The organism is Lactobacillus psittaci DSM 15354 (assembly GCF_000425905.1).
GTDB classification, from domain to species: Bacteria; Bacillota; Bacilli; order Lactobacillales; family Lactobacillaceae; genus Lactobacillus; species Lactobacillus psittaci.
The window spans coordinates 104374-118087 of the sequence record NZ_AUEI01000004.1 but is presented as its reverse complement, the minus strand read 5'-3'; the positions used below and the strand labels follow the sequence as shown (position 1 = coordinate 118087).

At 33.8% G+C, this 13714-nt stretch carries 19 protein-coding genes and 1 other RNA gene; all 20 read left to right on the top strand.

Annotation, left to right across the window (positions count from 1 at the left end):
* The 20 genes from H628_RS0100590 to H628_RS0100500 all read left to right on the top strand — a co-directional run bounded on the left by H628_RS0100590 (position 1) and on the right by H628_RS0100500 (position 13574).
* On the top strand, positions 1 to 465 hold the full coding sequence (locus tag H628_RS0100590; protein WP_027824693.1) for a low molecular weight protein-tyrosine-phosphatase: 465 nt from the start codon (positions 1 to 3) through the stop codon (positions 463 to 465).
* 4 nt (positions 466 to 469) lie between these two features.
* Positions 470 to 1003 (top strand): VanZ family protein, encoded by a 534-nt coding sequence (locus H628_RS0100585; RefSeq protein ID WP_027824692.1) that lies wholly within the window; start codon positions 470 to 472, stop codon positions 1001 to 1003.
* Positions 1004 to 1066: 63 nt separating this feature from the next.
* The gene (locus H628_RS0100580) at positions 1067 to 1795 is read left to right on the top strand and encodes a YebC/PmpR family DNA-binding transcriptional regulator (RefSeq protein WP_027824691.1); all 729 of its coding nucleotides are present in this window, start codon (positions 1067 to 1069) and stop codon (positions 1793 to 1795) included.
* Positions 1796 to 1912: 117 nt separating this feature from the next.
* Positions 1913 to 2878, top strand: a complete 966-nt coding sequence (gene comGA, locus H628_RS0100575) for a competence type IV pilus ATPase ComGA (protein WP_027824690.1) — start codon at positions 1913 to 1915, stop codon at positions 2876 to 2878.
* Entirely contained in the window at positions 2844 to 3845 is a 1002-nt protein-coding gene (locus H628_RS0100570) for a type II secretion system F family protein (RefSeq protein ID WP_027824689.1), read from the top strand. Before comGA ends, H628_RS0100570 begins: the two co-directional genes overlap by 35 nt.
* A gap of 14 nt (positions 3846 to 3859) precedes the next feature.
* The gene (gene comGC / locus H628_RS0100565) at positions 3860 to 4204 is read left to right on the top strand and encodes a competence type IV pilus major pilin ComGC (RefSeq protein ID WP_051237950.1); all 345 of its coding nucleotides are present in this window, start codon (positions 3860 to 3862) and stop codon (positions 4202 to 4204) included.
* Positions 4173 to 4622 carry a hypothetical protein gene (locus H628_RS0100560; RefSeq protein WP_027824687.1) on the top strand — a complete coding sequence of 150 codons (450 nt, stop codon included), beginning with the start codon at positions 4173 to 4175 and terminating at the stop codon, positions 4620 to 4622. Before comGC ends, H628_RS0100560 begins: the two co-directional genes overlap by 32 nt.
* The gene (locus tag H628_RS0100555) at positions 4594 to 4806 is read left to right on the top strand and encodes a hypothetical protein (protein WP_027824686.1); all 213 of its coding nucleotides are present in this window, start codon (positions 4594 to 4596) and stop codon (positions 4804 to 4806) included. The genes H628_RS0100560 and H628_RS0100555 overlap by 29 nt, the downstream gene beginning before the upstream one ends.
* On the top strand, positions 4781 to 5302 hold the full coding sequence (locus tag H628_RS0100550) for a ComGF family competence protein (RefSeq protein WP_027824685.1): 522 nt from the start codon (positions 4781 to 4783) through the stop codon (positions 5300 to 5302). Before H628_RS0100555 ends, H628_RS0100550 begins: the two co-directional genes overlap by 26 nt.
* Before the next feature lie 191 nt (positions 5303 to 5493).
* Positions 5494 to 6492: a class I SAM-dependent methyltransferase gene (locus H628_RS0100545; RefSeq protein ID WP_027824684.1), complete on the top strand. Its 999-nt coding sequence runs from the start codon at positions 5494 to 5496 to the stop codon at positions 6490 to 6492.
* A 29-nt stretch (positions 6493 to 6521) separates the two neighbouring features.
* On the top strand, positions 6522 to 7709 hold the full coding sequence (locus tag H628_RS0100540) for an acetate/propionate family kinase (RefSeq protein WP_027824683.1): 1188 nt from the start codon (positions 6522 to 6524) through the stop codon (positions 7707 to 7709).
* A 55-nt stretch (positions 7710 to 7764) separates the two neighbouring features.
* Positions 7765 to 8130: a transfer-messenger RNA gene (gene ssrA, locus H628_RS07500) on the top strand.
* Between the two features lie 113 nt (positions 8131 to 8243).
* On the top strand, positions 8244 to 8432 hold the full coding sequence (locus H628_RS0100535) for a hypothetical protein (RefSeq protein ID WP_027824682.1): 189 nt from the start codon (positions 8244 to 8246) through the stop codon (positions 8430 to 8432).
* A gap of 32 nt (positions 8433 to 8464) precedes the next feature.
* Positions 8465 to 8719 carry a hypothetical protein gene (locus tag H628_RS0100530; RefSeq protein ID WP_244874306.1) on the top strand — a complete coding sequence of 85 codons (255 nt, stop codon included), beginning with the start codon at positions 8465 to 8467 and terminating at the stop codon, positions 8717 to 8719.
* 59 nt (positions 8720 to 8778) lie between these two features.
* The gene (locus H628_RS0100525; RefSeq protein ID WP_236692230.1) at positions 8779 to 9141 is read left to right on the top strand and encodes a hypothetical protein; all 363 of its coding nucleotides are present in this window, start codon (positions 8779 to 8781) and stop codon (positions 9139 to 9141) included.
* Between the two features lie 244 nt (positions 9142 to 9385).
* Positions 9386 to 9520: a hypothetical protein gene (locus H628_RS08010; RefSeq protein WP_280513045.1), complete on the top strand. Its 135-nt coding sequence runs from the start codon at positions 9386 to 9388 to the stop codon at positions 9518 to 9520.
* A gap of 39 nt (positions 9521 to 9559) precedes the next feature.
* Complete coding sequence (locus H628_RS07800; protein WP_169449737.1) at positions 9560 to 9733, top strand: hypothetical protein; 174 nt, start codon at positions 9560 to 9562, stop codon at positions 9731 to 9733.
* A gap of 137 nt (positions 9734 to 9870) precedes the next feature.
* Positions 9871 to 10152, top strand: coding sequence for a hypothetical protein (locus H628_RS07150; RefSeq protein WP_236692231.1), 282 nt, complete (start codon positions 9871 to 9873; stop codon positions 10150 to 10152).
* Positions 10153 to 10437: 285 nt separating this feature from the next.
* Positions 10438 to 12024 carry an ATP-binding cassette domain-containing protein gene (locus H628_RS0100505; protein ID WP_027824679.1) on the top strand — a complete coding sequence of 529 codons (1587 nt, stop codon included), beginning with the start codon at positions 10438 to 10440 and terminating at the stop codon, positions 12022 to 12024.
* A gap of 2 nt (positions 12025 to 12026) precedes the next feature.
* The gene (locus H628_RS0100500; RefSeq protein ID WP_027824678.1) at positions 12027 to 13574 is read left to right on the top strand and encodes an ATP-binding cassette domain-containing protein; all 1548 of its coding nucleotides are present in this window, start codon (positions 12027 to 12029) and stop codon (positions 13572 to 13574) included.
* Positions 13575 to 13714: the final 140 nt, after the last annotated feature.

Sequence of the window (13714 nt, the reverse complement as noted above, 5' to 3'; positions counted from 1 at the left end):
ATGAAAAAGATTCTTTTTGTTTGTCATGGTAATATTTGTCGCTCTCCAATGGCAGAATTTATTGCAAAAGATTTAGCTAAAAAAGCGGGATTAGCTTCAGAATTTGAATTTTCTTCAAAAGCCACGACTAGGGATGAAATCGATTCAAGTGGAGTCGGCCATCCTATGGATATTCGCGCTCAAAGAAAGTTAACCGAAAAAGGGATTCCCTTTACAAGTCATCTAGCTAGCCAGGTAGAAAAATCTGATTACCAAAAGTTTGACTTAATCTACTGTATGGATGAGGAAAACTTTTTAGATTTAAATCGAATCACAGCTGGTGATCCTCAGCAAAAAGAGTTTAAGTTACTTTCAATATTAGGTAGTAATAATGATATAGATGACCCTTGGTATAGTGGCGATTTTGAAACTAGTTACCAAGAAATTCACCGTGCCTGTGAGGCTATTTTAAGAAAAAATAAATAATAAAATGCAAAAAATTCACTTTACTCGCAAAGAAAAAATTGCCTTATTAATTGCTGGATTGATTTTTATTGCGTTATTTATTTCTAGTTCAATGACATACCATGAGCAAAAGTTAAGCTCAACTACTCTCAATCATCATTTTTCTTTGCTTGAGAATTTGCTCAAAGATTTGACGATTGTTTATGGTGGCGTAACCCATAATGTGAAGACGGATGGAACAGCCGGTTTTACTCAGTTCTTTATTCGTAAGCTTGCACATTTTTCCAGTTTTTTTATCCTAGCTAGCAGCTTATTTGTTGGACTTAAACGCCTATTTTTTAATAAAATTTTAGCCGTGATATTTATTTTCCCAATTCCAGTTTTAGTAGCAGTATTTGATGAATACCATCAATTTTTGACCGGAGATCGCACTCCAAGCGTTCATGATGTAGTTTTAGATTCAACAGGAGCTATTTGCGGAATCGCAATCTGGCTATTAATAGAATATTTATTCAAAAAATATCATAAAAAAAACAACGAAATTGGCAATTGCAATTGAATTTAGACTTAGTTAGCGTTAAGATTATAACGTTAACTACAAAAAAGAAAGAAGGATTCTTATATGTCAGGACATTCAAAATGGCACAATATTCAAGGTCGTAAGAATGCACAAGACGCAAAAAGAGGTAAGATTTTCCAAAAGTTATCTCGTGAAATTTATATGGCTGCAAAGAGTGGTGGTCCTGACCCTTCAGGGAATCCTGCTTTGCGTTTAGTTATCGATAAGGCTCGTTCAAACAACATGCCTAAAGATAACATTCAAAGAGCTATCAAGAAGGCTGAAGGTGGCTCTGAAGAACATTACGACGAAATTACTTACGAAGGATACGCACCAGGTGGTGTTGCTGTTTTAGTTGAAGCATTGACAGATAACAAGAACAGAACTGCTACTAGTGTACGTACTGCTTTTACTCGTAATGGTGGTAGCATGGGTTCAACTGGTTCAGTTGCTTACATGTTTGACCGTAAAGGCTACATTGTAATTGATCGTACAACTACTGATGCAGATGAAGATCAAATGCTTATGGATGTCATGGATGCTGGCGGTGACGACTTGCAAACCAGTGATGATGCATACGAAATCTACACTGATGCAAAGGAATTCACTGCTGTACGTGATGCATTAGAAAAGGCTGGCTACAAGTTAGCTGATGCAGAACTTACTATGATTCCACAAAACACTACTCCAGTTCCAGCAGATAAGAAGGAACAATTTGAACACTTAATCGACGCTTTAGAAGATGATGATGATGTTTCAAATGTTTACACTGCTGCTGCAGATGAAGACTAATTTTTAAATTAAGAGTTACTAGTTGAAATGGCTAGTAACTCTTTTTTTGTCTTTTTTTATTTTTCCAAAAATTTTTTGCTCCTTTTGGTGTATATAGAAGTGTCAGGAGGAAAAGTTATGGAAATAAAGTTATTTGCCCAAGAGGTAATTAATGAAGCTGTGAAATTAGGTGCAAGTGATATTTTTATTTATCCTAATCAAGAAGAATATCAACTAAAGTTTCGTTTGCCCAACAAGCTAATTATATTTAAAACCGTTGTAAGCAAAGCAGGCCAAGAGTTAATTAATTATTTTAAGTTTTTGGCAGACATGGATATAGCTGAACACCGACGGCCTCAAGTAGGAAGTATAGCCAAAGAAAAATTCTTTTTACGCTTTTCGAGCGTTGGAGATTTTTCTGGCCAAGAGAGTATGGTGATTAGATTAATTTATGTGGTTGGAAGTAATAAGTACTTTATGAAGGACCAACTCATTAATTTAACTACTCATGCTAGTAGACGTGGCTTGATTTTGACTAGTGGCCCAACAGGTTCTGGTAAAACATCAACAATGTATGAGATTGCTAAAGAAGTTGGAAAAAATAAGGTTGTGATGACGATTGAAGATCCAGTTGAAATTTATGAACCGACTTTTTTACAAACGCAGATTAACCTGGAAGCTAACATCTCATATGAGAGCTTACTTAAAGCAGCTTTGCGTCAAAGACCGGATATCTTATTAGTTGGAGAAATACGTGATAGCTTAACCGCAAGATTAGCGGTAGATGCTGCTTTAAGTGGCCATTTGGTTTTGGCGACTTTACATGCTAAGTCGACCTTACAAGTAATTTCTCGACTTCAAGGGTTAGGAATAGGACAAGCTGAATTGGCTAACTGTTTAACAGCAGTATCTTATCAGCGGCTTATTCCAATGAAAAGTGGGGAAGTAGCCTGTCTCTTAGATATTGCAGCAGGAAAAAGGCTAAATTCAGAATTTGAAACTCAGCGGCATGGTGACTTTATAACTTGGACTGACAACCTGAAATTTTTACTAAAGGAGGGGATTATAAGTGCAGCTGACTTCGATCGTTTTCAAGAAGGATAAATTAACCTTGGCTGAACAAGTGGAGTTTTTAGAGTATCTGGAAAGCTCTTTAAAAAACGGCTTATCTTTTGCACAAGCTTTGGAAATTATCCCTGGTTTGTGGCCAAAAAAGGGAGTGCTTATAAAAAAGCAAGAAGCTTTGATGAGAGAAGGAGTTAGATTTAGAGAACTCTTATCGAATTTAGGGTTCAGTAAGACGGTTTCTTCTCAGCTTGACCTGGCAATGGAACAGGGAAATTTAGTGAATTGCTTATCACAGCTGGTTTATCTAGAAAAGCTGAAGGCTAAGCAAATTAAAAAGTTGCAAGCAGAATTGACTTATCCATTTACTTTGTTTGTAATGATGATTTTTTTACTGATATTCATGCAAAAGTTTTTGAATGAACAATTTAGTAGTAGTGACAATAGTGGCAATATTGTTTTTTCGCTTTTAACAGGTTTGGCAATTTTTGCAGTAGCAGGGATTTTATATTTACTTAAGCTATATCAAAAGCAAGATTATCATGCCTTAAAACGCTTAGCAAAATTTCCAATAATTCGAAAGTTAAGCTTAAGTTATATTCATTACTTACTTTCAGGACAGTTAGGAATGATGCTCGAAGCAGGTTTTAGTTTTCAAGAAATTTTTCAATTCTTTGCAAATCAAGAAGAAGATAGCTTGCAAACAGTTATCGGAGAGCAGGCATTAAGACGTCTTAGAAATGGTGAAAGTATAGAAGAAGTGGTAAGGAAGGAACTTTTTTTACCTGATAATTTATTAATTTTTCTAAAAACAGGAGCAAGCAAAAAGAATCTAGGTCAAAAATGTAGTTTATTAGCAGAAAGCTTTTTTCGAGATTTGACTATTAGATTAGAAAAATTAGTTGTGAATGTTCAACCAATTTGTTTTATTTTTATTGGTCTATGCATTGTGGGGATGTATTTGAAATTATTAATGCCAATTTATGCAGTAATGCAAAGTATGTGATGGAGGAACTTATTATGAAAAAATTGAAACAACTTTTGGCTAAATTAAGAACCAAAAAGAGTAAGGGATTTACATTAATTGAAATGGTAATTGTGATTGCTATTATTGCAATTTTACTAATTTTAATTGTGCCTAATTTGACGCAACAAAAGCAAAAGGCAGATCAAAAGACAACCGAAGCTTTCAGAACAACAATTCAAGCTCAAGTGGACTTAGCCAGTGATGATGGCAAAACTGTTACCTTTGCGGAATTGGAATCAGATAATTACATTACAAAGAAGCAAAAGGAAAAGGCTGAAAAATTATTTATCATTAAAGATGGTAGCGTTGAAACAATTAAACAAGATGGGGCTAAGTAGAGCTTTCACTTTAGTTGAGACTGTCATTACTTTAGGAATTGTTTGCTCTATGATGATTTTTACTTATTTTAGTTTGAAAGATGTAGAAGAGCAAGAAGTCTTAAATACCAATGTTAATACTGCAATTCAGTTTATTGGACGAGCAAGTAGATATTCAGGGGTCAATCAGGTGGCGTTAACTGTTAAATATTATGAATCTAAGAATGAATTAGTACTTGTTGCTAAAAATTATAGTCGTAGAGTTGCTTTAGATCCAAGAGTAAAGTTAATGCGTTTTAGTAATATTGTTATGGGACCAAATGGCTATTTAAGTCCGCGAACTATTACTTTTGCAACTAAAAAGTATAGCCGTCAAATCAAAATGCAAATGATGTGGGGAAAGATTATCAATGGTAACGAAAGGGTTTCTACTGGCTGAAGCTGCAATAAGCTTATTATTAGTAATGCTTTGTTTGACACTTGTAGTCAATTGCGTCTATGAAGCGAGAAAAGTTGAAGAACAATTGCAGTTAAAGGCTGATCAAAGTTATGCAAATTATATTTTGAAGAATACTGATGTAAAAAGGGTTGTAGTTCATGATCGAGAATATCAAGCAAGATAAGAAGTCGGGATTTTTGCTGATAGAAGCACTCTTTGGAATTATGATCACTATCTTGTGTGTATTTAGCTTGAGCCAAATCTTACTTAGTTTTAAACATTATCAAGGCAAGGGTCATCTCAATAATGAAGTTGTTTTTAGCTACGTACAATTTAAACAATTTCTGGATAAATTCGATGAAGTAACCGTAAGAACCGATTTATCTAACTCTCAAAAAATTATTTTATCTCCAAGAATTAACCATAAAACTACCAAAGATTATCGTATCGAATTTTATAAGAATGAGATGGTGCGACTAACTACGCCAAATGGTGGCCATATGCCATTATTGTTAAATTTAAGAGCAGCCCGTTTTTATATTGAACCTGATTATATTAGACTTCACGTTACCGAATTAGATGGTAAGAAGAGTGATTTGATATTTAAGCCAAAAAAGATGATATTAAAGGATAAGGCCGATGAAGAAACTGATAAAAAAGTTGATAAAGGCAAAGGTTAGAGGAAGTATTTTACTAGCAACGATGCTAGTTTTATTAACTTTGCTAGTCTTGGTACATTTTTATCAACTTGGTTTTAGCCAAAGTGTCGAAAACAATCATTTACTAATCGAATATTTTGATAAGCAATAGTTGCTTGCATTAACTCTGTAACTTACTTTAAAATAGTGACTGTAGTTAGGAGCGATTATTCATGAACAATATTGAAGCAACTTTTAGTAAATTCTTACAAGCAGTAAATATTCTACAAACAGCCTTAAATGTACCGATGGCAAGTGCAGTTACTGAAACCTTTGACAACTTAGAAAATGGCAAAATTAAGGTCGAAATGGGTGCACCTGATGTTGAAACTGTTAAGAAGTTGTCACAAGCTTATGAACAACTAGATTATGAAAACTTATCTAAAAATAAAAAATACCTTATCTTTACTTTATTAACTCTTAAAGCAATTAATGATGATGGTAGAGATTACAGTCAAATGCCAACTCCGCAAATTTTAGCAACTGTAATTTCATTAATGTTTGATAAGTTAATTTCTAAATCTGATATTACAATTGGTGATCCAGCCTTAGGTACCGGTAGCTTACTTTACAATGTGGTTAATCAATTAGTGGCCAGTCATCATTCTCAAAATAATTATCATCTTGTCGGAATTGATAATGATGAAGCAATGCTTGATTTAGCTGATGTTGGTGCACATTTAAATGGCTTTAAGATTGACTTATATTGCCAAGATGCTTTAGAAAGCTGGATGGTAGAAAAGCCAGAAGTGATTTTAAGTGATTTGCCAGTAGGGTACTATCCAATTGACGAAAATGCTAAGAATTTTGCAACTCATGCCAAAGAAGGACATTCTTTGGCACATGAATTATTTGTTGAACAAGTCATTAAGAACTTGGCTCCAGATGGATATGCATTTTTATTAGTACCAAATTCTCTTATCTCAGGGAAATTAGGTAGTGAATTTATGCCATGGTTAGCTAAGAAAGTACACTTACGTTCAATTGTTCAATTACCAAATGATTTATTTACTAATCCATTAAATCAAAAATCATTGATGGTCTTCCAAAATCATGGAACAAACTCTAAGAATGGAGAAATTCTTTTAACCAAACTTGATTCTTTGAAAAAAGAAAAATCTTTATTTGACTTCAGCCAAAAATTAAACGAGTGGTATAATAAAACGAGATAGTTTGTTGAGAAGAGAAAAGGAGTTTTATAATGAAGAAAGTATTGGCTATAAACTCCGGGAGTTCTTCATTTAAGTATAAATTGTTTGCACTACCCGAAGAAACCGTCTTAGCTGAAGGATTGGGTGACAGAATTGGTATTGCTGGTTCTACTTTTGAAATGAAATTACCTGATGGTAAGAAGTATCATGAAGAAGTCGATTTACCAGATCAAGATACAGCAGTTCATGTTTTACTTGATTGGCTAAAAAAATACGGTGTTATTAATGATTTGAATGAAATCGCCGGTGTAGGTCATCGAATTGTTAGTGGTGGGGAAGAATTTGCAGATTCAGCTATTATTGATGAAACGAATTTACAAAAGATTTTTGATTTAACTGATTATGCACCATTACATAATCCAGCTGAAGGACGCGGAATTAAGGCGTTTATGAAATTGCTGCCAGGTGTTCCTCAAGTTGGTGTCTTTGATACCTCATTCCACCAAACAATGGATGAAGTTCACTATTTGTATTCTATTCCTTATGAATACTATGAAAAATATAAGGCTCGTAAATATGGTGCACATGGTACTAGTGTACGCTATGTTGCAAATAGAACTGCAGAATTATTGCACAAGGATTTGAAAGATCTTAAGTTAATTGTTTGTCACTTAGGCTCAGGTGCTTCAATTACAGCTGTTAAAAATGGCAAGTCATTTGATACTTCAATGGGCTTCTCACCATTAGCTGGAATTACAATGGGTACTCGTTCAGGTGATATTGATGCTTCTTTAGTTCAATTTATCATGGATAAAGAAGGCATTAATAAGATTGATGACATGATTGATTTATTGAATCATAAGTCAGGCTTACTTGGAATCAGTGGACTTTCTTCAGATATGAGAGACCTTGAAGGTAGTGACACAAAACGTGCAAAATTAGCTCGTGATATCTTTATTAATCGAGCAATTCGTTACGCCGGTTCATATGCAGTTGAAATGGGTGGCGTTGATGCAATTGTCTTCACTGCTGGTATTGGTGAACATGATGCATACATTCGTGCTGGTATTATGAAGCCATTTGAATGTATGGGACTTGATCCAGATCTTGAAGCCAACAAGACCAATGGTGAAAAGTTAATTTCAAAGAGCGACTCTAAGATTGCAGCATTAATTGTACCAACTGATGAAGAATTGATGATTGAACGTGATGTTGTTCGTTTGGCACACTTAGATTAAACAAAAGACTTGAGGATATAGTAATTTATCGTTATAATTACTATGTCCTTTTTATGGGGATGTTTTGGGATTCGACAGGCGTAGATCTGCGCTGACTGCGATTCGTAGGTTACGTCTACGTAAAAACGTTATCAGTTAAATATAACTGCAAACAATAATAATTCTTACGCATTAGCTGCTTAGTCAGCATGTGTTGCCTCTTAGCGATTCACCTATGGTTGCTAATTGGTATCAACTCTAATAGGTTACGCTTAGTTTTGCCACCTGAGAGAATAAGAAGAGAATTTGCAGGTTAGTTAGGTTCTACTAGCCCTGATATATGGCGTTTGAACCTAATGAAATTTAAATAATATCTCTATGATCGTAGAGGTTAGTGATGGAATGCGTTTGGACAGGGGTTCAATTCCCCTCATCTCCACTGTAAGAAAAGCCCGGCACTTTGATGTGTCAGGGCTTTTTTGATTGAAAATATTTATAAATCAATGTATTATTTGAAGCAAGATGAGGTTAGTTCTAACAATTAGGAGAAGCTAGATGAGAAAAGCTGAAATAGATGAGTATATTCAAAAACTTATTAATACTCCACCTACTATTGATGGACAATATACGACTAAATTTGAAGATAGCTTTTCAAAGGAAGAGTGGAATTATTTTATTGAAAGACTAACAGAAATTTCTTTCACATGGACTCCGCCAGATGAGTATTTTTATAGAGGTGCATAGGCTAATAACTAATTTACTTCTAAGAGAGCTATATGCTGAAAGGAATGAGTAGATTGTTTACTATAAAATTAGTATCAAATAACAAAGACGTGTTAGTCTACGACATTTGGGATGAAGATAGAAATGAATATGTTAATCAGATAGAAGTTAGCAAAAAAGACCTATCTTATCGTTTGAAAAATAATCGAAAATTGTCTAATTCATATGAAGCGGGAGCATATAGAGTAATCATGGAAGCAATAAGGTCTAATGTAGCTCCTGAAAAATATAGTGATGGTTGGGGCTAATTTTAAAGATAAAAATTGATTTTAATTAAGCTCATTGCTAAAGGATGGAGTGACTTATCTTGAAAAAAGATAGAAATACCTTAATTGAAGAAAAGATTAATAAGATATTCAAGATGAGTGCGATAGAGTTGCTGACTGATGATACCACTTCTGAAGATATATTTTTAGATAAAGTAGGAGAGAATTTGATGTTTACCATTAAATTAGTATCTAACTCTGAAGATAAAGTAGTTTATGATATTTGGAATGGAGATACTAAAAAGTGCATTAATCAAATAGAAGTTAATAAGAGCAACCTATCTTATCGTTTGAAGAATAATCAAAAACTTTCAAATTCCTATGAGGCAGGAGCATATAGAGCGATTACGAAAGCGATAAAAGATGATTCTTATCCAGAACAATTCAGCAATGGATGGATTTAGAAAATAATAAGGAGTTGTTCACCTTGAAAAATCATAAAAAAGATCCTTTGGAAGAAAAAAATTAAGCAAATGTTCAAGACAGACCCTGTAGAACTTATGGGCAATGATACTTTAATTGAACTTCTTGAGACAGAATATAAAAGGTGATTTTTAAATCAACTTAGAAAAAACAATGTTAATTCTCTTTGTGAGGAATAATGATGTTTGCAAAAAATAGATTGGTGAGATAAAGGAATGGTTTATTATGAAAAAAATGACTGAAGCTGAAAAGAACAAGTTACTCCGTGAAAAGATTCAACAACTTGTGCATTCGAATCCTTTGGATGTGATTGGTGATGATACAATATTGGAACTCATTGATTTAGAAAATGAAAAATGACAATTTGAATATTATATAAAGTTGAGATGGGATTATAAAATGCAAAGAATTGAAATAGAAGAATATATTCAACGTGAAATTCGAAAGCCACCCGTAGACTATCAAATATCAAATTCTTTTATCGAAAGCTTGAGCGAAGAAGAAATGGCTTATTTAGAAAAAAGACTGATTGAAATATCTAAAACTTGGAATCCTCTATATGAATATACCTGAGCTTAAACAATTTTGAATCTAAGAACTAACAACACGTTAGTTCTTTTTTTATGCCTTTTTCCGTGCGTTGTAGGCGTTAAAGAACAACCTGAGTGTCTCCCACGACGGTAAATGCGAGTTTAGAAAGGACAATGAATATGCCTAACGAAGAACAACCAAATGTAACCAACAATGGCCAAGAAGTTAAGCCAGAACAAGCTGGTAATGCTGAACCAAATCCAGAAAAGCAAGATGGTGGTAAGGATTACGACAAACTTACCTCTGAACTTGAGAAGTTGAAGAATCGAATCGGCAAGGAACAGCATGAAAAGCATGTTGCTAATGACCGTATTAAGGAACTTCAAGCTGAGCTGGACAAGTACAAGCAAGAACAGGTGGATAAAGACCCTGAAAAGAAGCAAGATGAAACAGCTAAGTAATTAGAAGAACTTAAAAAGAAGAATGAAGAACTTAATCAGCAATTAGTCCGGAATAATCGCTTGAATAAAGTGAATTCAATCTTTAAGAAGTCAGGGCTTAACATTAGCGATGGTATTTTAAACATGAAGTGTGTGGACATGAGGGGAGTTGAACCCAAAAAGAAATAAAGTATTCTGTCACTATTAAAATATAAATAAAAATCAGCAACAAATACTATGATTTATAAAAAAACTTTAATATTTTCTTGCCATATGATATTATTTCCTCTAAAGAGGAGAAAACGAATGACTATAATAGGCTTAATTAAACACAAACCTTTACGCTCAATATTATTGAGTTTTTTAATTATTATCTCAGCTGCATTTGCAACTCTGGCTGATTATTGGATTAGATACCCGCTAGATGCAATTGCGCAGAAAAATCTAAAATTATTTGTTACAAACTTGATTCTTAATTTAAGTATTGGGATAGTTTCGGCTGTCTTAGTTAATATAACAGCGTTACTTTTTAAAATTCACTTACAGTCTTATATCCACCAATTAAGAGAAAAGCTAGTTAAACATTTTTACTATAATAAGGCAACGGATGTTAATCTGATGCAAAATACTCTTGCAAATAATTTGAAAATTTTATCTTCGAATTATGCGCAAGCAGCATTTATGATTGCTAAAAATGTAGTTGTTTTGCTCTTTTCAATTTATTTTTCTATCCAAATTCATTGGAGCCTTCTGCCGCTTTTTGCTGGATGTCTGTTAATCTGCACCTTAGCTCCATATTTATTGAGAAACAAGCTTTCATCCCTAACTGAAAACTTGACGCAAAAAAATGAACAGTACCTGCGTGATACCAGCCATTGGTTTGGCGGACTTGCTGAGTTAAAACGCTATGATGCAAAGGCAAAATTATCTTCAGAATTGTCTAAGTCTGGGGAACAGTTAGAAGAAATAAATGTAAAACGAACAACATTTAATCAATTGGCTGATGGCTTAAATGAAATGATTAATATCTTTGCTCAAGTTGGAATTAGTATTGGTACCGGATTGCTGTTTTTTAACCACCTAATTAGCTTTGGTGCTGCGACTGCTGCTGTTTCATTAGCTTTCGTGATTTTTTACAGTGTGAACGCCATTACAGAAGGATTAACCCAATTTAATTCAACGCATGCTCTAAACCAAAAGCTACTAGGAATGTTGCAAGAGCCTCAAACGAAATTGACACAACATTTGCAAGTGCCAACATGTTTTGCAATTAGTGATTTAAGTTTTGAATATGCAGATGGCGAAGTTATTAAATATCCAGATTTTAATGTAAAAATGGGAGAAAAGGTTTTAATTACTGGTGATAGTGGAGTAGGAAAGTCTACACTCTTTCGTTTGTTATTAGCTGAACTTTCTCCAAAAACAGGGAAAATAACTTATTTTGATCAAGCTGGGAAGTTAATATTACCGGATTTAGAAAGAGTCGGCTATATTGCTCAAGATGCCAAACTTTTTCCATCTTCAATTAAAAATAATATTACAATGTTCAATTCAAAGTTAGATTCAAAAGTTATGCCAATCTCTGAAAAATTAGGCTTTAATCGTGATTTGGCAACTTTGCCAGCAGGACTCGACACTGAAATAGATTTAGATCATGATAATCTGTCAGGAGGACAAAAGCAGAAAGTGATTTTAGCCCGAAGTGAAATTTATGAATCAAAGTTGTTACTCTTGGATGAAGCAACAAGTTCAATTGATGCTGGTGCAAGTCATGAGATTATAGCTAAATTGCTTCAAAGCAAAAAAACAATCGTTATGATTGCCCACAATCTTCCTGAAACAACTCGGAAAATGTTTGATAAAGAAATTCATTTAAGAAAGGGAGTGGACTAGTAATGACTTTCAAAGAACTTTTTAAAGTAAATCCGGTTCGCTTTCTTAGCATAGTCTTTTTAGCAATTATTAATGCTGGTGCAATTGCATTATCCAGTTATTTTGTTTTAGTTAGCAGTACAGCGTTACAGGCTTTAAAATGGCAAATGTGGGTAAGTACGACAATTGGACTTTGCCTGGCATATTTTCTTAGCACCCTAGCTGAGCCTGTTTATACAATTTTGCTACAAAAGCAAGTTCAAAATTACTTCCATGAAGTGAGAGCTGATATAATTACACATTATTATGAAGATGCCACTAGACCTGCTGTTTCAAAAATGCAAAATCGCGTAACCAATGATTTAGAGTTAATGGCAGAAAATAAATTGACCAAGCTAACAAGTATGATTAATAATGCCGCAATCTTAGTGATTTCTGCTGTTATTATTTATAGTTTGCATTGGAGTTTGTTAATAATCTTACTAATTATTGTTGCTGCTGGTTTAAGTTTGCCTAAATTAATTGATAAGCCTTTGCAAAGAGCTTTAGAGAAACTATCGGGAGCAAATGAAGAATATTTGAAGCGAATTAGCCAATGGCTTGATGGAATTAGTGAAATTAGACGCTTTTTAGCTGGAGCTAAGCTTTTTCAGGTTTTAGCAAAAACTTCAACTAAGCTTGAACAAGCTACTATCAAGCAGACTAAGCTAAAGCAAGCTTTAGCTTTTAATAACGAACTTGTTTCGCTGCTAACTGACTTTGTCTTGACCTTTGCGGCTGCAATCTTATTCATTAATGGTCAAGTTGCTTTCGGTGTAATTGTTGGAATTGGTAATTTTCAATTTTATATTATGAATGCAATTGAGGAATTAGCTAATGATTTAGGGGAAATTAAGAGTACTAAGTCTTTATCTCAAGTAATTACTGAAAGCCGCAAGACTTTGATAAGTAAATCTGAGAATGAAGATAGTATACAAATTTCAACAACAGATTTGATTTATCAATATCCTAATGGTGAAGAACTGCATTACCCTGCGCAAGTTTTTAAAGCTGGTGAGAAAGTTTTACTTACTGGAGACACTGGTGCGGGTAAGTCAACTTTTCTTAAATTATTAATCGGCGAATTATCACCGAAACTAGGTAATATTAAAATTAATCAAAAGTCCGTCAGCTATCTTCCGCAGCAGTCTGTCTTGTTTCCAGGTACGGTCAGAGAAAACATTACGATGTTTGATTCTAAGTTAAATAGTCAAGTTGAAGAAGTAGCAGAGCAGATGGGACTAAGTGTTGATTTAAAAAGTCATAAGATAAGGCTTGATAAGCAAATTAATCTAGATCAACTTAATGTCTCAGGTGGCCAAAGACAAAAAATTATTTTAGCCCGGAATTTGATCCATCAAAAACCGATTATGCTGATTGATGAGGGAACCAGTGCTATTGATAAAAATACAACCCTAGAAATTCTCAAAAACTTGAAAACGTCACCAGCTACGATTATTTTTATTGCTCATAATTTTTCACCTGAAATGCGTGCAATTTTTGACCGAGAGGTGCACTTTAGTAAAAAATAATATTATCTCAATCAAGGAACTAACTTAGGTTGGTTCTTTTTTAATAGTAAAAAAGTTAAGTTTTTCAATATACAAGATATTGAAAGATTATTAATTAACCTTTGAAATATCCCCAATATGTTGTATGCTTATATTCGTAA